General features: G+C 68.5%; 17 protein-coding genes. 7 read left to right on the top strand and 10 right to left on the bottom strand.

Translation table 11 applies throughout. The features are described from left to right. Positions 1 to 20 precede the first annotated feature (20 nt). Complete coding sequence (locus tag EQ874_RS11815; RefSeq protein ID WP_064064096.1) at positions 21 to 482, bottom strand: 6,7-dimethyl-8-ribityllumazine synthase; 462 nt, start codon at positions 480 to 482, stop codon at positions 21 to 23. A 120-nt stretch (positions 483 to 602) separates the two neighbouring features. Between EQ874_RS11815 and EQ874_RS11810 the strand changes: the two genes are divergently transcribed. From EQ874_RS11810 to EQ874_RS11795, 4 genes are all read left to right on the top strand, one after another. Then, complete coding sequence (locus EQ874_RS11810) at positions 603 to 1,670, top strand: helix-turn-helix domain-containing protein (RefSeq protein WP_129976841.1); 1,068 nt, start codon at positions 603 to 605, stop codon at positions 1,668 to 1,670. 70 nt (positions 1,671 to 1,740) lie between these two features. Next, complete coding sequence (gene otsB, locus EQ874_RS11805; RefSeq protein ID WP_242496730.1) at positions 1,741 to 2,592, top strand: trehalose-phosphatase; 852 nt, start codon at positions 1,741 to 1,743, stop codon at positions 2,590 to 2,592. 65 nt (positions 2,593 to 2,657) lie between these two features. Next, positions 2,658 to 5,075, top strand: coding sequence for a glycoside hydrolase family 65 protein (locus EQ874_RS11800; RefSeq protein ID WP_207213525.1), 2,418 nt, complete (start codon positions 2,658 to 2,660; stop codon positions 5,073 to 5,075). Between the two features lie 15 nt (positions 5,076 to 5,090). Further along, positions 5,091 to 5,855, top strand: a complete 765-nt coding sequence (locus tag EQ874_RS11795; RefSeq protein ID WP_129976839.1) for an HAD-IA family hydrolase — start codon at positions 5,091 to 5,093, stop codon at positions 5,853 to 5,855. 3 nt (positions 5,856 to 5,858) lie between these two features. On the opposite strand, the gene EQ874_RS11790 is transcribed toward EQ874_RS11795, so the two are convergent. From EQ874_RS11790 to EQ874_RS23205, 5 genes are all read right to left on the bottom strand, one after another. Then, positions 5,859 to 8,267, bottom strand: coding sequence for a phosphoketolase family protein (locus tag EQ874_RS11790; protein ID WP_064064092.1), 2,409 nt, complete (start codon positions 8,265 to 8,267; stop codon positions 5,859 to 5,861). 61 nt (positions 8,268 to 8,328) lie between these two features. Continuing rightward, positions 8,329 to 9,012, bottom strand: coding sequence for a DNA alkylation repair protein (locus EQ874_RS11785; protein ID WP_129976838.1), 684 nt, complete (start codon positions 9,010 to 9,012; stop codon positions 8,329 to 8,331). Between the two features lie 138 nt (positions 9,013 to 9,150). Continuing rightward, a complete protein-coding gene (locus EQ874_RS11780; protein ID WP_129976837.1) occupies positions 9,151 to 10,281 on the bottom strand; it encodes a tyrosine-type recombinase/integrase in 1,131 nt (376 codons plus the stop codon). After that, a complete protein-coding gene (pepN, locus tag EQ874_RS11775; RefSeq protein WP_129976836.1) occupies positions 10,278 to 12,770 on the bottom strand; it encodes an aminopeptidase N in 2,493 nt (830 codons plus the stop codon). The genes EQ874_RS11780 and pepN overlap by 4 nt, the downstream gene beginning before the upstream one ends. Continuing rightward, positions 12,767 to 13,129, bottom strand: a complete 363-nt coding sequence (locus EQ874_RS23205) for a hypothetical protein (protein ID WP_242496729.1) — start codon at positions 13,127 to 13,129, stop codon at positions 12,767 to 12,769. The genes pepN and EQ874_RS23205 overlap by 4 nt, the downstream gene beginning before the upstream one ends. Positions 13,130 to 13,190: 61 nt before the next feature. Between EQ874_RS23205 and EQ874_RS23200 the strand changes: the two genes are divergently transcribed. Then, entirely contained in the window at positions 13,191 to 13,388 is a 198-nt protein-coding gene (locus EQ874_RS23200) for a hypothetical protein (RefSeq protein WP_242496728.1), read from the top strand. Between the two features lie 92 nt (positions 13,389 to 13,480). Here EQ874_RS23200 and EQ874_RS11765 read toward each other — a convergent pair whose 3' ends face one another. Both EQ874_RS11765 and EQ874_RS11760 read right to left on the bottom strand, forming a co-directional pair. Further along, positions 13,481 to 14,125, bottom strand: coding sequence for a hypothetical protein (locus tag EQ874_RS11765; RefSeq protein ID WP_129976835.1), 645 nt, complete (start codon positions 14,123 to 14,125; stop codon positions 13,481 to 13,483). After that, the gene (locus tag EQ874_RS11760) at positions 14,122 to 14,367 is read right to left on the bottom strand and encodes a hypothetical protein (RefSeq protein WP_064064086.1); all 246 of its coding nucleotides are present in this window, start codon (positions 14,365 to 14,367) and stop codon (positions 14,122 to 14,124) included. The genes EQ874_RS11765 and EQ874_RS11760 overlap by 4 nt, the downstream gene beginning before the upstream one ends. 992 nt (positions 14,368 to 15,359) lie before the next feature. On the opposite strand from EQ874_RS11760, the gene EQ874_RS11755 reads away from it, so the two are divergent. Beyond that, positions 15,360 to 15,797, top strand: coding sequence for a carboxymuconolactone decarboxylase family protein (locus tag EQ874_RS11755; protein ID WP_064064085.1), 438 nt, complete (start codon positions 15,360 to 15,362; stop codon positions 15,795 to 15,797). 40 nt (positions 15,798 to 15,837) lie between these two features. Here EQ874_RS11755 and EQ874_RS11750 read toward each other — a convergent pair whose 3' ends face one another. After that, positions 15,838 to 16,146 (bottom strand): LysM peptidoglycan-binding domain-containing protein, encoded by a 309-nt coding sequence (locus tag EQ874_RS11750; RefSeq protein ID WP_242496727.1) that lies wholly within the window; start codon positions 16,144 to 16,146, stop codon positions 15,838 to 15,840. Between the two features lie 592 nt (positions 16,147 to 16,738). Then, positions 16,739 to 17,464 (bottom strand): amino acid racemase, encoded by a 726-nt coding sequence (locus EQ874_RS11740; RefSeq protein WP_129976834.1) that lies wholly within the window; start codon positions 17,462 to 17,464, stop codon positions 16,739 to 16,741. A gap of 258 nt (positions 17,465 to 17,722) precedes the next feature. Here EQ874_RS11740 and EQ874_RS11735 point away from each other — a divergent pair, with 258 nt between their 5' ends. Further along, entirely contained in the window at positions 17,723 to 20,734 is a 3,012-nt protein-coding gene (locus EQ874_RS11735) for a Tn3 family transposase (protein WP_005203168.1), read from the top strand. Positions 20,735 to 20,751: the final 17 nt, after the last annotated feature.

Genomic DNA, 20,751 nt, shown 5'->3' with positions numbered 1-20,751 from the left:
GCGCGCGCTGCCGGACCGCCTCAGTCTCCGGTCGGCAGCGCGCGCAGCGAGCGCACAGTGGCGTCGACGGCACGGGCCGCTTCGGCGCCCTTCTTGACGAAGTGCCGCGTGAAGTACTCGACGTGCTCGTCGTGCTCATGGAAGTTGTGCGGGGTGAGTACGACGGAGAAGACCGGGACATCGGTGTCGAGCTGGACCCGCATCAGCCCGTCGATCACCGCGGTGGCGACGAAATCGTGCCGGTAGATGCCGCCGTCGACGACCAACCCGGCAGCGACGATCGCGTCGTACTGCCCGGTCTTCGCCAACCGCTTCGCATGCAACGGGATCTCGAATGCGCCGGGGACCTCGAAGAAGTCCAGCGCGTCCTGCGAGACCCCGAGACGGGTGATCTCGTCGGTGAATCCCGTGCGGGCCTGATCGACGATGTTGCGGTGCCAGGTCGCCTGAACGAACGCGATGCGCCCGGTGATTTCGGTCATGGTCACGAAACTAGCGCATGCCCCGTCACGGTTCGCGGTGCGGGAGGGGCGGTGTTCCGTCCTCTGAGATTTCGTTTATTTTTCTTTTCCGTCATGCACAGAGTGACTAACGTGGTGGATGTGACACAGCCGGCTTCCGCCCCCGAGAACCCGATCGGTCCCCGCCCCGAGCGGTACATCGACATCTACCGCCGCGCCACCGCCCGCCTCGAGGCATGCCTGCCGCTCGGCTGGTCGCTGTCCAACGACCGCCCCCGCTCCCCCGACGCACCCACCCGGATGCTCGTCACCGCCCCCGACGGCGACACCGTGTCCTTCTCGGTCGTCACGTCCCGCGGTGTGCTCTCCGGTGACGTCGCCCGCATCGCCGCCGACCTGTCGGACGCCGACCGCGGCTTCGTGTGCGCCCACTATCTGTCCGATCCGGTGCGACGCCAGCTCGACCGGCACGGCATCTCCTACGCCGACGCGACCGGCAACCTCTGCCTCGTCGCGAACCGGCCGGCGGTGTGGGTCCGCGATCGCGGTGCCGACGCCGATCCGTGGCGCGGCCCGGGTCGCCCGTCCGGGGTGCTCACCGGCGAGCCGTCCGACCGAGTGGTGCGGGCGCTCGCCGACCACGTCGGGGAGATCTCCGTCCCGGAGCTGATCAAGCTGTCCGGCGCATCGACCGGCGCGACCTACCGCGTCGTCGAGGTGCTCGTCGAACGCGAACTCGTACGCCGGGTGCCCCGCGGTCCGATCGTGGAGGTGCGGTGGGAACCGATGCTCCGCGCCTGGGCGGCCGAACGGAAGGTGTGCCCGGTCCGGCGGTTCACCGCCCCCGACGGCGTCACCGCGACCCGCGCGCGACTCGCCGAACGCATCGACATCCCCTACGCCCTTACCGGGGTCGGCGCCACCGACTACTCCGCACCGGCGCTGCTCGAGCTCTACGCCGACGATCCCGACGACTTCGCGGACGGTCTCGGTCTGCGCCCGGTCGAGCACGGCGGTGATGTGGTGGTGGCGATCCCCTGGTCGCCGGTGGTTTTCGAACGGATGGACCGCCGCGGCGGACTGCGTCACGCGGCAATTTCGCACGTCTACGCCGACCTGCTCGCAGGTCCCTTCCGCAACGACGATGCCGCCGAGCACGTCCGCTCCCGGCTCACCGCGAACGAGCACTGGCGGCGCCCGATCCGCTGACCGTCCCTTCCGGCCGCTCCCCTCCCCGGATCCCGGCCGAGCTTTCCGATCTTTGTGTACGGTGCGAACCATGACGGGTCGCCGCGACGACAGGAGTACCCAGCAGATGACCGCGCCGCGCACCGTGGAGGATCTACCGTCCGCACTCGACGATGCGGCCCTGGCCGACCGTCTCGCCGGTCGCCGTCCCGCGGTCTTCCTCGATTACGACGGTGTGCTCACCCCGATCGTCGCCCGTCCGGAGGACGCGGTGTGGTCGGATTCGATGCGCCGCACCGTCCGTGAACTCGCCGACCGCGTGTCGGTGTGCATCGTCACCGGCCGCGACCGCGACGTCGTCCAGCAGCTCATGGGCGTCGACGATCTCGTCGTCGCAGGCAGCCACGGATTCGACATCTGGAGCCCTACCGACGGGCAGATCGGCCACGACGTCCTCGACGACTTCACCGACCTCATCGTCGAGACCACCGACACCCTGCGCACACGCCTGGACGGTCTCGACGGTGTCGGCATCGAACCGAAACGCGCCTCGGTCGCCGTGCACTACCGGCAGGCCGCCCCCGAGGTGCACGACCGGGTGGGTGCGATCGTCGACGCGCTGCTGCGGGAGAACCCCGATCGCCTCGCGGTGGTGCCGGGCAAGATGGTCTACGAACTCAAACCGGCGGTGGACTGGAACAAGGGCAAGGCGGTCCTGCACCTGATCGAGGTCCTCGGTCTGGCCTCCGACGACGTCGTGCCGCTCTATCTCGGCGACGACATCACCGACGAGGACGCCTTCCGGGCGCTGCGCGGCCGCGGTATCGGGATCCTCGTCGGCAGCCCCGACGACCCGGAGATGGCCGGTCGCCGCACCGACGCCGAGTTCGTGCTGGCCTCCGTCGACGACGTCGAACGCTTCCTGTCGGCCCTGGGTAGATGAAAGTGCCGGCGGGTGAGAGCACCGCCGGACAGTACGTGCCGACTACGACCCGCCAGGAGGTTCGCGTGTACGACCCGGAGTTCACGCTCGACTACGACGGTTTCGATCCCGACGACGAACGCCTGCGCGAGGCCCTGACGTCGACGGGAAACGGCTACTTCTGTTCGCGGGGCACCGCGGAGTGGGAGGACATGGGCGAGGCCCACTATCCGGGGACGTACGCGCACCGCTGCTACAACCGCGAGACCACCATCATGGGCGGGAGCCCGGTCCTCAACGAGGATCTGGTCAATCTCCCGAACTGGCTCGTGCTGAAGCTGCGCATCGACGGTGGGGAGGCGATCCGCCTGGCGCAGGTGGAGATCCTGGCGTACCGGCACATCTACGACATCCGCACGGCCACCGTCGCCCGCGAGCTCCGGTTCCGTGATCGGCACGGCCGCGAGACCTCGCTGCGCAGCAGACGTTTCGTGAGCATGGAACATCCGAACCAGGGCGCGCTCGAATGGTCGCTGACCCCGGAGAACTGGTCGGGGCGGGTCGAGATCGTCACCGCGCTCGACGGGCGGGTCTCCAACCGCGCCGTGGCCCGCTACCGCGATCTCGAGGCCCGGCACCTCGATCCGGTCTCGCCGCGCACCTACGGTCCCGAGACGATCGCGTTGAAAGTGCAGATCCGCCAGTCCGACACCTATATCGCCCAGGCCGCACGGACCCGGGTGTTCCGGGAGGGTTCGGAAGGGGCGATGCTCGTCGATCGGGATCTGTACCAGATGGAGGACTACATCCAGCAGGTGCTCTCGTTCGACATCGCCGCGGGGTCGACGGTGCGGATCGAGAAGATGGTGGCGATGTTCACCTCCCGCGACGACGCGATCACCGAGCCCCTCGCCTCGGCGGGCCGACACGTGCTGCGTTATCCGGATTTCGCCGAGGCGTACGACGAGCACGTCGCGGCCTGGGACGAGTTGTGGGACATCTGCGACATCCGGCTGCCGCGGGAGCCGCGGGCGCAGTTGCTGCTCCGCCTGCACGTCTCGCATGTGCTGCAGGTCTGTTCGCGCCACACCTCACGTCTCGACGCCGGGGTGCCGGCGCGAGGACTCAACGGCGAGGCCTATCGCGGGCACGTGTTCTGGGACGAGATGTTCGTCTATCCCTTCCTGAACATGCGGGTCCCCGAGATCACGAAAGGGCTGATCCTCTACCGCTACCGGCGGCTCGGTGAGGCGCAGGCCGCGGCGAGCGAGGCCGGTTACCGGGGCGCGATGTTCCCCTGGCAGAGCGGCAGCGACGGCACGGAGGAGACGCAGACGGTGCATCTCAATCCGATGTCGGGGCAGTGGGATCCGGATCTGAGCCGCAACCAGCGGCACGTCAGTGCGGCGATCTTCTACAACGTGTGGCACTACTACCGGGCCACCGACGACGTCGACTTCCTCGCCGACTACGGCGCCGAGATGATGCTCGAGATCGCCCGTTTCTGGGCGTCGATCGCGCACTACAACCCCGACCGGGATCGCTACGAGATCCACGGGGTGATGGGCCCGGACGAATTCCACGAACGGTATCCGGGTGCCCGCGAGGCCGGCCTGCGCAACAACGCGTACACGAACGTGATGGCCGCGTGGATCGCGGCGCGGGCCCTCGACGTCTTCGAGGTGCTCTCGAAGAGCCGGCGCACCGCGCTGCGGGCCCGGCTGCGCGTCAGCGACGCGGAACTGCGCACCTGGTCGGAGATGAGTCGCAAGATGTTCGTGCCCTATCACGACGGGGTGATCAGCCAGTTCGAAGGTTACGAGGACCTCGAGGAACTCGACTGGGAGCATTACCGCACCGAGTACGGGAACATCGGGCGGATGGACCGCATCCTGCGCGCCGAGGGACGCGACCCGGATGCCTACAAGGTCGCCAAACAGGCCGACACGGTGATGTTGTTCTTCCTGTTCGACGACGCCGAACTGCGGCAGGTGTTCGAGCAGCTCGGCTGTCCCTACGATCGCGATCTGGTGCGCCGCACCGTCGACTACTACGACCGGCGCACCTCGCACGGTTCGACGCTCAGTCACGTGACGTTCGCCGGTGTGCTCGCCACCTTCGATCCACAGTCGTCGTGGCTGCGGTTCAAGCTCGCGCTCGAGAGCGACGTGAGCGACCTGCAGGGCGGCACCACCAAGGAGGGCATCCACATGGGGGTCATGGGCGGCACCCTCGATCTGGTGCAGCGCTACTACGTCGGTGCCCGCGCCTACGGCGACGTACTCGTCTTCCGGCCCAAGCTGATCTCCCACCTCGACGGCGTGTCCTACTCCATGCGGTATCGCGGCACTCCCCTGCGGGTGCGGATCGACGGCGACAAATTGTCGGTGCGCGCCGAGACGGAGGGTTTCCGGGTTCCGGTGCGGATCGCGGTCGAGGGTGAACTCGTCGAGCTCGGCCCGGGCGACTCGCACGAGTTCCGGCTCGCCGCCGTCCCGGCCTGACCACAGGGGGACATCATGGCCGAGACACGCTCGAGATTCCGCGCGGTGATCTTCGACGTCGACGGGGTGCTCGTCGACTCACCGCACGAGACGGCCTGGCGGGAAGCATTGGCCGAGTTGATGACCGGTGACTGGAAGGATCTGCGACCCGAGACCTCCTGGAAGGAGGACGCATTCACCGCCGCCGTGTACCGGCAGGTGCTGTCGGGCCGGCCGCGGATGGACGGTGCCCGCGCCGCCCTCGAACACTTCGCGGTACCGGACGCCGACCGCCGCGCCGTCGAGTACGCCGACCGCAAACAGACCCGGTTGCTGCAGCTGATCGACGAACGGCGATTCCACGCCTACGACGACGGGGTGCGCTTCGTCGCCGCGGTGCAGGCTGCGGGCATCGCGGTGGCAGCCGCGTCGTCATCGAGGAACGCCGCTCTGTTTCTGCGGGCGATCCCCGCCCCCGACCGGCCGGGCGAGACGCTGCTCGACCGGTTCGACGCGGATCTGTCGGGACGCCCGGTCGCCCACGGCAAACCCGACCCGGACTTGTTCCTCACCGCCGCGAGCGCACTCGACGTGCCCGCCGCCGAGTGCGTGGTGGTCGAGGACGCGATCAGCGGGGTGCAGGCGGCGAAGGCCGGCGGTATGTGGGCGCTCGGGGTAGCGCGCTTCGGCGACACCGACGACCTCGAGGACGCCGGCGCCGATCTGGTGGTGACCTCCCTCGACGAGGTCGATCTCGCCGCCTTCACGGCCGGTCGGCTCACCCGCCGCGGCGCGGTGTGACGTTCAGTCGATTCCGACCCCCTGCCAGTGCCAGTCGGTGATCACCGGCATGTCCTCACCGTGGGTGCGCACGTAGCGGGTGTGTTCGGCGAGGATGTTCTCGAGTTCGTCACGGGCGTGCCCGGCGATCGGCCGGATCCTCTCGACGCGGTCCAGGACGTCGAGGGCGAGGTGGTAGCGGTCGATGCGGTTGAGCACGCACATGTCGAACGGCGTGGTGGTGGTGCCCTCCTCGATGTATCCGTGGACGTGGAAGTTCTCGTGGTTGGTGCGCCGATAGACGAGGCGGTGGATCAGCCACGGATAACCGTGGTAGGCGAAGACCACCGGCCTGTCGGTGGTGAACAACGCGTCGAAGTGCGCGTCGGGCAGGCCGTGTGGATGCGCCCGATCGTCCTGCAGGCGCATGAGGTCGACGACGTTGACCACCCGGATCCGCAGGTCGGGAAAGCGGCGGTGCAGGATGTCGACGGCCGCAAGGGTTTCCGTCGTGGGGATGTCCCCGGCACAGGCGAGCACCACATCCGGCTCGGCGTCCCGGTCGGTCGAGGCCCACTGCCAGATTCCGATACCCTTGCGGCAGTGGGTCATCGCGTCGTCGATGTCGAGAAACTGCACGGCGGGTTGCTTACCCGCGACGATCACGTTGATGTACTGGCGGGTGCGCAGGCAGTGGTCGGCCACCGAGAGCAGGGTGTTGGCGTCCGGCGGCAGATACACGCGCACCACCTCGGGTTTCTTGTTGACGACGTGGTCGATGAAACCGGGGTCCTGGTGCGAGAAGCCGTTGTGATCCTGTCGCCACACGTGTGAGGTGAGCAGGTAGTTCAGCGACGGAATCGGCCGGCGCCACCGGATGCGGTTGGTGGTGAGCAGCCATTTCGCGTGCTGGTTGACCATCGAGTCGACCAGATGCGCGAAAGCCTCGTAGCTGGAGAACAATCCGTGCCGTCCGGTGAGCAGGTAGCCCTCGAGCCAGCCTTGGCAGGTGTGTTCGGACAGGATCTCCATGACCCGGCCGTCGGGGGCGAGACGGTCGTCGCCCGGGTCGATGCGTGCGTTCCAGGTGCGGTCGGTGGCGTCGAGGACGGCGTCGAGGCGGTTGGAGTTGTTCTCGTCCGGGGCGAACACGCGGAAGTTCTCGTCGTTGCGCCGCATGATGTCGCGCAGGAAGGTGCCGAGGACTCGGGTGGCTTCGGCGGTGGCGGTGGCCGGTTCGGGGACGTCGACGGCGTAGTCGCGGAAGTCGGGAAGGACCAGATCGCGCAGCACCGCTCCCCCGTTGGTGTGTGGGTTGGCGCTCATCCGCCGTGTGCCGCGCGGTGCCAGATCGCGCAGGGCCGCGACGGGAGCGCCGTCGTCGTCGAACAACTCGTGGGGCCGATAGCTGCGCAGCCAGGCTTCGAGATCACGGCGGTGATGCTCGTCGCCACGGGGATCGCCGATGGGCACCTGGTGGGCGCGCCACGTGCCCTCGACCGGTGCGCCGTCGACCTCCACCGGGCCGGTCCAGCCCTTCGGGGAGCGCAGCACGATCATCGGCCAGGCCGGGCGGGTCGCGTCGCCGGTGCTGCGGGCGGTCTGCCGGATCTCGGAGATCCGGTCGAGCGCCCGATCGAGGGCTGCGGCGAACCGCCGGTGCATGTCGGCGGGATCGTCGCCGGCGACGACGATCGGTTCGTGCCCGTAGCCGCGCAGCAGCGAGATCAGTTCGTCCTCTCCGATGCGGGCGAGCACCGTCGGGTTGGCGATCTTGAAACCGTTGAGGTGCAGGATCGGCAGCACGGCGCCGTCGCGTCGCGGGTCGACGAATTTCGTCGAATGCCAGCTCGCGGCGAGCGGCCCGGTCTCTGCTTCACCGTCGCCGACGACCGCGGCGACGATCAGATCGGGATTGTCGAAGGCCGCGCCGTAGGCGTGCGAGAGGGAATAACCGAGTTCGCCGCCCTCGTGGATCGACCCGGGTGTCTCGGGGGCGACGTGGCTGGGGATGCCGCCGGGGAACGAGAACTGGCGGAACAGGCGCCGCATGCCGTCCTCGTCGCGGGAGACGTCCGGGTAGACCTCGCTGTAGGTGCCTTCGAGCCACGCCGCGGCCACCGGTCCGGGTCCGCCGTGGCCGGGACCCATGACGTACATCATGTCCAGATCGCGGGCGGTGATCGCGCGGTTGAGGTGCGCGTACACGAAGTTCAGGCCCGGTGTGGTGCCCCAGTGCCCGAGCAGGCGCGGTTTGATGTGTTCGGGCCGCAACGGTTCGCGCAGCAGCGGGTTGTCCATGAGGTAGATCTGTCCGACGGACAGGTAGTTCGCGGCCCGCCACCACGCGTCGAGCGTGTCGAACTCCGGATCGATCGCGGGCCCCGGCTCGGAGGCTGCGTCGGAACTGGTCTGCGGGGTGCGAAGTGACATCGGATTCCTCGTCGTCGGCGACCGGGGTGCTCGTTGCAGCGGTACCCATCCGGCGACGGGCTCACTCGCCCCGTCGCCGCACCATCTCGCCGATCCAGCTCGGCGCGTAGGGCGACGTGCAGCCCGGCGAGGTGGGATAGTCCTTCAGTACCTCGAGGCGTTCGCCGATGTCGAGCGCGCGGGCGCGGTGCTCGGGGTGTTCGATGCCGATCTGCGCCAGGCACGTGTTCATCGCCCACTGCAGACGCTCCGGGGCGTCGCGCATCTGCGCGTCGATGGTGTCGAGCAGGCCGGACAGGTCGAGCCCGTCGGCATCCTTGACGGCGCGGTCGGCGGTGAGCGCCCAGCCGGCGCTCGCGACGATCGGATCGGGGTCGGTCATCCACCGTGCCCGCAGCTCCTCGGCATGCGGGTTCTTCTTCACGACGTAGTTGACGAACCAGTCGTGCACCTTCGGGGTGCCGGTCTCGCGGACCATCGCGTCGAGCTCGTCGACGGTGAACGCAGTGGGGCGGCAGATCAGCAAGGCGAGCAGGCGGGCGGCGGTGTCGCCGGTGGCCCAGAGTTGCTGTGCGAGCTCGTGCTGTGTTTTCACCCGCTTGGCGACGGAACGCAAGGCACTGAGGTTCACGCCGTGATCGTCGCCGTGCTTCTCGTTGACCGCACGGATCTTCGGGTCGTCGAGCGCGGCGAGTTCGGAGAGCAGCTCGTCGACGGTCGGAGCGTCCGTTGTCGTCTGTGCCACCGCGATCTCCTGTCCGTGTGTCGGTCGCGCCTCAGCCTACGAGCGCCGGCCCACAGTCCGGGTCGGTTCACGCTCGATCCGGGTGGGTTCGGCCCCGCCGAGCGGGGTCGGATCCACCGAAGTTCTTTCGCGACGTGGTTACAGCCCGAGCCGAGTGACGGCGTTGCCGACGAGACCGGCGTGGTGGCGGCTGTACAGCGCGACCATCCGTTCGTCCGCGTGCCCGGTCTGCGTCATGATCGTCTGTGTGGTCGCGCCACCGCGCACCGCCTGGGTGACGAACCCGGCCCGCAGGCTGTGCCCACCGAGGGTCGCGACGAGGTCGTCGCTGAACCCGGCGCGACGGGCGCGGCGCTGGATCATCGAGTGCACGGACTGCCCGGCCAGGGCCGTCGCGCCCACGGCGCCGCTGCGGTGCACCGGGCGGAACAGGGGCCGGTCGCCGTCCTGCGGGCGCCCGGCCGCCAGGCCCCGGCAGCAGTGCTCGGCCGGGTCGGGCGCGGCGGTGCCCAGCAGGTCGACGACCGCGTCGCGTCCGGACTCGTCCCACGCGTCGAGTACCTCTCGCCAGCGTCGATACGCGCACACCGGGCAGGTGTGCGGATCCGATCCGTACGGCAGGGTGACGGTGCGGCCGCGGGCGCTGCGGTCGGTCTTGGACCGGCGGACCGTCACGTACAGCCCGTCGGCGCGGTGCGGGATTACGTCGGAGACGACGAGCCCGGTGAGCTCGGAGCGGCGCAGCGCACCGGCCAGTCCCATGAGCAGCAATGCCGAATCGCGGCGTTCGGCGACGCGGTCGGCCCACCCGGCGTCGGCCGCGTCGGTGCGCATTGCGGTGAGGATGGTGCGGATGTCGTCGGTGAGCAGCGGGGTGCGCCGCGCCGGCGGGGCGGCCCGATCACGCCGGATGCCACGCAGTAGATCCCGAACCGATTCGTGCCCACCGGGTTTCGGAAGTCCGGCCAACGCGTGCATCTTGTTGATGGTCGATACCCACCGCGACAGCGTCGACGGCGCGTACGCCCAGCGTCCGTCGGGGCGCAGTTCGGCGGCCTTCTCGGTGAGGAACCAGCTCAATTGCTCGGCGGTCGCCGGCATCGGACTGTGCCCGGTGCGTTCGCACCAGCGGGTGAAGATGGTCCAGTCGCCGAGTTGGGCGACGCGGGTGTTCTCCGAGGCCGCCTTCTCCCGCAGCCGCCGCATGGCGATGGCGACCGTGTCCGGTACCGCGGGTACCTCGGGGCGGGGCAGATCCGGGCTCGTCACGGCGTGGTGATCCTCTGGACACGCATGTCGCGGGCGAGGTGGTCGCGTTGTTCGATTACGAGGCGCCGCAGCGCGGCCGGGGCGTCGGTGTGGGCGTCGAGCCACGCGTCGACGGGGTCGAGGCTGTCGGCCGCCGGGAACAACCCGATGACGATGCGGCGGGCGATCTCGATGCTGCGGCCGCTCCAGGTCTCGTGGAGCACCGCGAAATAGTCGGTGTCGTAGGCGGAGATCAGGTCGCGGCGCTCCCCGGCACGGAACCCGGCGATGGTCGCATCGAGATGGTCGTTGGTGAGAGTGTGATCGGCGAGGATCGTCGCCCACGCATGCGCCTTGACCTCTGCGCGCGGACGAGAGGCGAGCGCGCGCAGGTGAGCGGTGCGTCCCGAGGCGGTGTCGTCGTTGCGCAGTTCCTCGTCGAGGTCGGCCTCGTCGGCGTCGCCGGTGGTCGTCAACGCCGCCCACCAGCTCCACCGCAGGTCGGGGTCGAGGCGCAGCCCCGGCGGGGGTGCGGCGTTGCCGCACAGGATCGCCCGCAGGTCGGCGGCGTGCCGGTCGTCGACGCTCGCCGCGACACCGACCGCGCGGGCGAATGCCAGCTGGGCGTCGCTGCCGGGTGCGGCGCCGTGCAGCCCGTCCCACACCGTGTCCAGCCACCGACACCGCGCATCCGTCCGCCCCGCGGCGGGCACATAGTGCTCGACGGCGTGGGCCGCATTGGCGAGCACCGCGGTCAGCAGCGCGATGTCGGCCTCGTGCGGAGCGAACCGGGCGGCCATGGACAGATAGCGGTCGACGGCGAGTTCACCGTCGCGGGTGGCGTTCCACAGCGCCGACCACAGCAGTCCGCGCGTGAGCGGGTCGCGGACGCGGTCCAGGGAGGACTCGACCGTGTCGAGCGACCGCGCGTCGAGGCGGACCTTCGCGTAGGTGAGGTCGTCGTCGTTGAGCAGCACCAGCGCCGCCTCGGGCAGCTCGACGGGGGTGCGCTCGTCCGCGAGGTCGACCTCGACACGGTGGGTACGTACGAGGTCGCCGGAGTCGTCGGGGTCGTAACAGCCGACGGCCAGGCGGTGCGGGCGCGGATCGCTCTGCACGATCTCGTACGAGTCCCCCGCCGCCTCGAGGTGCAGGGTGGACACGCCGGTGGTCTGCAGCCATGCCTGTGCCCACGACGACAGGTCGCGGCCGGAGGTGCTCGACAGCTCGACGAGCAGATCGTCGAGGGTGGTGTTCCCGAAGGCGTGGGTGCGGAAGTACCGGCGGGCACCCTCGAAGAAGGCGTCGCGGCCGACGTAGGCGACGAGCTGTTTGAGGACGCTCGCACCCTTGGCGTAGGTGATGCCGTCGAAGTTCAGCTTCGCGGCCTCGAGATCGACGATGTCGGCGACGATCGGATGGGTCGTGGGCAGCTGGTCCTGCAGGTACGCCCAAGCCTTGCGGCGGTTCGCGAAGGCAACCCAGGCGTCGGTGAACTCGGTGGCCTCGGCGCTGGTGAAGGCGCCCATGAAGTCGGCGAACGACTCCTTGAGCCACAAGTCGTCCCACCACTTCATGGTCACCAGGTCGCCGAACCACATGTGTGCCATCTCGTGGAGGATCGTGTTCGCGCGTCCCTGGTGCTGGGCGGCGGTCGCCGCGCCGCGGAAGACGTAGGCTTCGGTGAAGGTGACGCACCCGGGGTTCTCCATCGCGCCCAGGTTGTACTCGGGCACGAACACCTGGTCGTACTTGCCGAACGGATACGGATAGTCGAAGTGCTCGGCGTAGAAGTCCATGCCTTGCCGCGTGACCTCGATGATCTCGTCGGCGTCGAGATGCTCGGCGAGCGAGGCGCGGCACAGCACCCCCAGCGGCACCGTCAGCTCGTCGCGGCTCCACGACGACTCGACCCGGTGGTACGGACCGGCGACGATCGCGGTGATGTAGGTGGAGATCGGCTGGGTCGGCGCGAACGTCACGGTATGCGTGTCGTCGCGCTGCACGGTGCGCTCGGCGGCCTCGTTCGACAGCACCTGCCATCGGCGCGGCGCGGTCACCACGAACGTGAACGGCGCCTTGAGGTCGGGCTGCTCGAAGCACGCGAAGACGCGGCGGGCGTCGGCCGGCTCGTACTGGGTGTAGAGGTAGGTTTCGCCGTCGACGGGGTCGACGAAGCGGTGCAGCCCCTCCCCGGACCGGCTGTAACGGCCGGTCGCGACGACGGTGACGACGTTGATCGCCTTCAGGCCACCGATCGCGATCCGAGCGCCGTCGTACACGACGGGCACGAGCTCGCCGTTGACGGTCACCGACTCGACGGAATCACCGATGAAATCGAGCCAGACCTCGTCGGTCGAGGCAGTGAATTCGAGCGTCGTGACCGTGGGGAAGCCGGTGCGGCGGGCATCGACGGCACCCCGCAGGTCGAGTTCGACGCGGTAGGAGTGCACGTCGAGTGCGCGGGCGCGGGCGGCAGTTTCGGCACGGGTCAGATTCGCGGAGCTCACGAGTCCCGATCCTGCCACCACGCGCCCGGACTCGGCGGTATTAGCGGCTGTCGGGCACCGATCGCCTCCGCAGCCGGTGGCGCGGGACATCCGATGAGTCGTTCGAGATCTCCGCTGTCGGTGTCGAGCGCACCGACGGCGATGTCTGCGTCCGAGTCGGCGAGGACGGTGGCGAACTGTGCGGGCACTCCGGCGATCTCGAGGATCCTCGAGTGCTCCTCCTTCGGCAGATCCGTGTAGGTGACGGGCACGCCGACGATGCCGGAGTGGACCTCTGCCAGTTCGGTGTAGGTCGGTCGCCGACCGCCGAGTTCGTAGACGACACCGGCGTGTCCCCGTTCTCGTAGTTCTTCCGGCACCAGCCGTTGCGAAGGAACGCGTGGTCGATGTCGGAGTGGCGAGCCGTTCCTCGGTGGCCTCGTGTTCACCGGCGAGGATCAACGGGCTGGGGGCGACGAGCAGAAGGGAGGTGTCGGTGATGAACGCGACGCTCGTGGTCTTCGCAGCGTCGATGATGTCGGTGTGCCGAGGTGGTCGCTGCTCCACTTCGCGGCCGGGCATGAGGAGCAACTCGTCGACATCGTCGCCGCGCAGGACGAGTACGACCGCACCCACTGATCCGGCGGGATCGTTTCTCTCGATGCCGCCTGTTCGGTGGGGTGTCCTCCGTCGAACAGAACACCGCCCGACGGAGGACAGCTCGAGGGGCGTCACGTCCCATAGGGACGCCGCCGCGGACGAGAGCGAATCCGCTCCTCCGGACCCGGTTCGGGAATCGGAACCCGAATCGGTGGTCGCACCTCCCAGTGCACCGGGAAGTCCGCTTTACGACTCAGCAAGGGTGGCGCCGCGCCGGCAAGCGACAGGCTCACCGTGAGCTCGCCGGCATCGCACTCGATGAAGTCGACTGCGCCGTGCCGAAGCGAGATGCTGGTGTGTCCCATCGCGAAGACGACGTCGAAATCGAAGTCGACGCGCGCCGATTCCTGGTTCTCGACGAGCAACGCCACGTAGGCGGAGCGACGGACCGGGATCCGGTAGGGATCCTGAATGGTCGCGACCACCCGGCGACCCGGGTCCGCCCGGGTGGCTCGAGCCGCGCCCATCACCTCCTGTAGGGCTCCGAGTCCTTTCGCGAACAGCGGGCCGGGATCGTCGTCGAGAAGACTCAGGGCCGTGGCCAGGATCCGACTTTCGACGAGCTTCAGGGCCGCGCGGGGAAGACGCGCGCCGCGCGTCCCGTCCGCGAGTCCCCGGCGGGGGAGGTTCGACGTCATCTGCTCGGTCAGAGCGGCGTCGTCGGCGCGGTCGAACACCAGCGTTCGAAGGGTGGTGTGAGTCTCGACGGTGGTCATGACTCCTCCTGGTTCGAGATTCTCAGTTCGAGATGGATGGAGCGGGTAGGTAGTGGATCCTCTGGCATATCGACCACGACGGGTGTTGCGGCGAGCCGGGTTTCGAAGCGGGTGACGAGATCGCGGCGTGATGTGTACCGCCGGTGGGCACGCGCGACCCGCACCATCAGGAACGTCCCGGCCAGTGCCGCGGCGAAGAGCAGCCATGCCTGGAAGTCCGTGACGACCGCCTTCGACTCCACATCGGCAGTCGACGGAGCCGGTAGCGGTGGGGGTGCCGGTGACTCTGATGGTGCCGGTGGAGCGAGCGGCGCGGACCCGACTTCGGATTCGGGTGGCGGCGCGGGTGGCGCGCTGTCGTCGGGTGCTCGACTCCGGCCTGCTTCGACCCTTGGGGTGGTAGGACCGGCCGGCGCAACTGTGTCCTCGACGGTGGTGGCTCCTGGTTGTTCCGACCGCGGCTGCAGAGATTCGAGGCGCTGCGGTGGGGATGGAGTCACCTCTGGTGTCCACGACGGCACAGAAGGCCGCGACCATGAAGGTGGAGTCCACTGCGGCGGCGTCCACGTAGGAGGTCGAGGGGGTGGCCACGAGAGGGTAGGAATCGGGATCCGCGGAATGACGAGTTCGCCACCCGTTCCACCGGAACCGCGCTTCGAACCGGATCCATCGCCTCCCGACGTCCCTCCTTCGGTACCGGACTCGGTCTCTCGTCGGTCGGGCCCCGAACAGGTCGAACACGCGTCGACTCCGGGCTTCTCCTGTGCTGCTGCGTGCATTGTGGACATCCCACCAACGAGAACCACTGCAAGGCAAAGTGTGAACAAGGCGCTGTATCGGCGTAACGGTGTCATCATGGTTCCCTCCCTGCGTGACATCCACTTTCGCGTCGCTTCACGGGCAACTCGCGAGTAGAGCACTACGCGAATCGGCGAACACGGGGCGCACGCGGTGGCCTGCGGGTCCCCACCGATGTTTCGATCGCTGCCGCACCGCCGTTCGACGTCCTGCTGATCTGGCACTGCATCCGTTCTCGCTCGTCGACCACGAACCGGCGTGCCGGGTCGCGCGACAGATGGACTACCGGTGGCAGGAATCCCCGGAACTCGACGGACCGGGACCGGCCGACCTCTGGTCGCAATGCAAAAATCCGCCCCCACCGGCCCGGACGTGGCTGACAGAATGAAGCAGCCGGTCGTTCCGACCGGTATCGCTCGCCGGAAGGACATTCACGATGGCGCATGTCAACCTCGGTAAGCAGCACCCGGCCGCCTACAAGAGCGTATTGGCCCTGAACAAGGAGGTCGAGGAGGCCGTCGCGCGAGCCGGACTCGATGCGAAGCTGGCCGAACTGGTGAAGGTCCGGACGTCGCAGCTCAACGGATGCGCGTTCTGCCTGCGCATGCACACACGCGACGCGCTCGACAAGGGCGAGACCACCGATCGTCTCGCGGTCCTTGCCGCGTGGTGGGAATCGCAGTACTTCACCGAACAGGAGCGGGCCGCGCTCGCGCTCGCCGAAGACGTCACGCACCCCATGGAGCCCGGCGGTCACGAGTGGGACAACGGATCACTGAGCGACGAGCAGGTCTCCGCGATCACGTGGCTCACGATCGTCATGAACGCGTGGAACCGCATCGCCGTCCGAAGCCACTACCCCGTCGCTCCGTGACCTGCGCCGGACACCACCGCCGACCGGAAGATCTCCCGCGTCAGAAGTCGGTGAGGTCCGGGAAGAACAACACCTGCCCGACGGTGATCTTGTTCGGATCGGCGATGTGATCGGTAGCCGCAACGATCGGGAACATCTCCGCGTTCCCGTAGTGGTGTTGCGCCAAGACCCGCAGGGTATCGCCGGCGACGACGGGGTGCCGGAAATTGAGTCCCGGACGGATCAGCACGCGTCCGACCTCGACGTGGTCGGGTTCGGCGATGCGGTTCGGGAACGAGATGATCGGATGCAACTGCGCCTCGCCGTACCAGCGACGTGCCAGTTCCGAGAGCGTCTCCCCTGCGACCACGGTGTGGTGCCCGACGTCCCCGAGTTCGGGAATGAGAAGCGATGGACGTCGGCGATTCGGATCGAGCCGCCGAGGACCATGCTGCTCATCATCAGCAGCAGGTACACGCGTAGCGCGCTACCCGAATTCACTACCGACGAGTCCCTTCGACTACGTCGGTGCCAGCAGTGGTCAGCAGAGAGGAGTGCGGCACCGAAGCCGCGCGAGTGCGAGCGCTCATCGCGACGTTCTCGAGGTGTCCCCACCGACTCGGTCGTAGGTGCGCTCGGGTCGGAACGAACTGCCGGTCATGATGTCCGCCCTCACGGCCGTTGCGCACCCCCGAAAGCACGCGGAACGTGCTCGACAAGATGGGATACCGGCGTCCGACGTACCCCCGGGGCTCACTGAGCCCGGGCCGTGTGGCCGCCGTGTCGGCACACGGCCGGCCGGGCAACGACCTGTCAGTGCCGGCTGGTGGATTCGTCGGTGACGAGCCGGTACAGCACGTACACCGCGAACCACGCGATGAGCACCGACGCGATCACGAGAGCGATCTCGTAGAAGAGGACCATGTGCTCGATGCTACGACCCCCTGGAGCCCGCCCGCCCACTATCGCGGGAACTGTCCGCCGCGCCAGGTCGGCAGGTCGCGAGTTCCGAGTGCCGTCTCGAGGGCCGCTCGTCCGGACAACCGAGTCGAATCCAGCACCGGTAGGGGCAAGTCGTCCGGAGAGAGCAGGAGTGGGATCTCGGTGCACACCAGCGCGACCGCATCGCACCCGGAGTTCCCGAGCCGGTCGATGATGTCGACGAAGGACGCCCGGGTCTCGTCCCGGAACACTCCGTGGACCAGTTCGTCGAAGATCGCCGCGTTCACCAGGGCCTGCTCGTCGTTCGTCGGGACGACGCCCTCGATCCCCCGGGCCGCCAGTTCCCGCGGATACAACGGGCCTTGCATCGTGAACCGCGTTCCCAGGATGCCGACACTTCGGTGCCCGGCGCGGTGCGCCGCCTCGGCCACGATGTCGATCAGGTGCAGGCCTGGAATCGCGAACGGCTCGCCAGGTGCTTCGAGCGCTAGGTGGGCGGTGTTGTCCGGACACACGAAGAAGTCGCAACCGGACCGCACCAGACGGTCGACGCTGGTCGCGAGCACTGCGCGCACCGCTGCGTAGTCGGATCGCTCCCAGGCGGGCATGCAGCGCTCGAACGAGATGCAATCCATGGTGATGTCCGGATGCGCCGGAAGGCCGAGACGGGTGCTGTGCTGGCAGACCTCGCGCCAACACGACGACGCACCTTCCCAGCTGTGGCCCAGGATCCCGACGTGCTTCACCCCTCTACCCCCTCTGTCCTGCGAGCATGGTAGTGGCGGACCAGGGTCCGGACGACGATCCCGTCTCGATCAGCTGCGTGATGACGACGACGAGAACATCCGCGCGGAACGGGGTCCCGGTAGTAATGGCGCAAAAAACAACGAAGTTCGCGTAGTGCCTGGTCAGCGGCGATTTCTCGGTTCGGGCTGCGGGCCGGGGTGGTTGGTGCTTGGCTTGTCTGCCGATGAGGTTGGTCGGCGTGTTGGAGGCTGGGGTTCGTGGCGACGCGGGTATTCGCGGACGAGGAGTTGCAGCGCCTGCGGGAGTTCCCGGAGATCAGTCGTGAGGAGTTGTTCCGGTACTTCACGCTGACCCCGGCGGATCTGGCGTTTGTTGCTCCGCAGGGCAGGGGCCCTGCGGTCCGTCTGGGCCTGGCGGTGGCGTTGTGCACCTTGCCGTGGCTGGGGTTCGTGCCGGACAAGGTGCCGTCGGCGCCGCCGGTGGCGGTGGCCCGGCTGGCGGATCAGCTGAATATCGATGCAGCGCAGCTTCGTTCGTATGGCAAGCGGGCGCAGACGCGGACCGAGCATGTGCGGCTGGTGGCCCAGTATCTGGGGTGGCGGCCTGCCGGGGCGATGGAGTTGAAGGAGCTGGATGAGTTTCTGCTGGCGCGGGCCATGGAGCACGATTCGCCGACGCTGTTGTTCCGGCTGGCGTGTGAGTACCTGATCTCGGCGCGGGTGATCCGGCCGGGCCCGGAAACGGTGGTCCGCCGGGTCGCGCACGCTCGCACGCGGGCGCAGCGGGAGACCTACGACCGGTTGGCGCGCGAGTTCACGCCGCAGCGGTGTAAGGAACTGGATGCGTTGCTGGTCGTCGACCCGTCGATCGAGATGTCGCGGTTGCGGTGGTTGTCGACCGGCCCGGTGGAGGCGTCGGCGACCGCGGTGAAGGCCGAGGTCGAGAAGCTGGTGTTCCTGCGCAACCTGGGCGCGGATGAGCTGGACATGTCGGTGCTGCCGGCGGAGCGGCGGCGGTTCCTGGCGACGGTGGGCCGCCGCTTGACGGGCCAAGCCCTCGAACGCCGGGATCCGCAACGCCGCTACCCGATTCTGCTCACCGTGTTGGCGCAGTCGGCCACCGATGTGCTCGACGAGGTGGTGCAGCTGTTCGATCAGGCGATCTCGGCCAGGTTGAGCAAGGCCGAACGCCGGATGCGCGACGAGCTGGCCGAGCGCGGTAAGGCCGGAGAGGATCGGCAGGGGTTGCTCGACGACCTGCTGGCGATCGTCTGTGACCTGCAGATCCCCGACGAGGAGATCGGCGGCCTGATCCGGGGCGATCGGATCGGATGGGAGCGGTTGCGGGCCGCGGTCGCGCAGGCCAAGCCTCGGCTGCCGCGCGATCACGGGCACCTGGCCGCTCTGGACAGCTCGTACTCCTACCTGCGGCAGTTCACCCCGCAGGTGCTGTCGACAGTCCGGTTCGCCGGCGGCACCGCCGCGACCGAGCTGCTGATCGGGGTGCACATGCTGCGGGAGCTGAACGCGACCGGTACCCGCAAGGTGCCCGACGACGCGCCGACCGGGTTCGTGCCGACGAAGTGGCGCGGCTACCTCGACGAGGCCCGCAAAGCCGGTAACACCACCGCCTATCGGCACTACTGGGAGCTGTGCGTGCTGCTGGGGCTGCGTGACGGGTTGCGCAGCGGGGATGTGTTCGTGCCGGGGTCGCGCCGCTACGCCGACCCGGCCGCGTACCTGCTGACCCCGCAGGCGTGGGAGCCGCAGCGTGACGAGTTCTGCCGCCTGGTCGGCAAGTCCGCTGATCCCGCTCGCGCGCTGGCGACCGCCACCGACGAGCTCGACGCCGCTATGGGCGAGTTGGAGAAGGTGCTCGCCGGCGGCGACGGGCCGGTCCGTCTCGATGAGGCCGGTGACCTGGTGATCTCACCGCTGTCGGCGGAGGATGTGCCCGCGGAGGCGACGGCGCTCAAGGCCGAGCTGACGGAGATGCTGCCGTTCGCGCCGATCGTGTCGCTGCTGATCGAGCTGGACAAACGCACCGGCTACCTGGACTGCTTCACCCACGCCGGCGGCAAACAGGCCCGCAGCCCGGAGCTGAAACGCAACCTCATCGCCGTCCTGCTGGCCTACTCCACCAACCTCGGGCTGACCCGAATGGCCGAGGCGTCGGGCCTCTCCTACGACATCCTGGCCTGGACCAGCGAATGGTATGTGCGGGAGGAGACGCTGCGGGCGGCGAACCTGACGATCATCGACTACCACCAAAGGCTGCCGCTGACCCCGGTCTTCGGCGCCGGCACCCTGTCGTCGAGTGATGGGCAACGGTTCCCGACCCGCGGCAAATCGGTCACCGCCAGAGCGTTGAGCCGCTATTTCGCGAACGAAGGACTGAGCACGTATACCCATGTCACCGATCAGCACGCCACCTACGGCACCAAGGTCATCGTCGCGACGAGACGCGAAGCTCACTACGTGCTGGACGAAATCCTCGGCAATGCAACGGATCTGCCGATCACCGAGCATGCGACCGACACGCACGGCGTCACCCTCGTGAACTTCGGGCTGTTCGACCTGCTCGGATTGCAGCTCTCGCCCCGCATCCGGGACCTGGGCCGGATCACCCTGTATCGGGCGGCGCCTCGGGCCCAGGTGGAGTCCGCGTTCCCGCACGCCGGGCCGCTGCTGACCCGCAAGCTGAATCTGGATCTCATCGCCGAGCACTACGACGACCTGCTCCGGCTGAGCGGGTCGCTGAAGTTCGGGCACGCCACCGCGTCGCTGCTGGTCGGCAAGCTCTCCGCGTCGGGCCGGCAGAACGCCCTCGCGGCGGCGCTCAAGGAATACGGGGCGCTGCGGCGCACGATCTACGCCGCCCGGTACCTGTCCGACCCGGGCTATCGGCGCAAGATCTCCCGACAGCTCAACAAGGGCGAATCCCTGCACGCGCTCCGCCGCGACCTGCTCTACGCGCACGAAGGCGCCGTGCGCGCGAGGCACCTGGAGGGACAGACCGAACAGGCATGGTGCCTCACGTTGGCGACCAACGCCGTCATCGCCTGGACCACAGAGTATTACGGGCTGGCGACCGAACAGATGCGGCGGGCCGGGCGGCGCATCGACGACGAGGTGCTGACGCACATCTCCCCGGCCCACAGCGAGAACATCAACTTCTTCGGCGCCATCGAGGTCGACATCGACGCCGAACTCGCCCAGCTCGGCCCCACCGGGTACCGGCCGCTGCGCGTGCGGGACACCCTGTTCTGACCCGCAGCGCCGGCCCG

The sequence above is a fragment of the Rhodococcus sp. Q1 genome (genome assembly GCF_004153645.1).
GTDB classification, from domain to species: domain Bacteria; phylum Actinomycetota; class Actinomycetes; order Mycobacteriales; family Mycobacteriaceae; genus Rhodococcus; species Rhodococcus gordoniae.
This window is presented reverse-complemented; position numbering and strand designations above follow the sequence as displayed.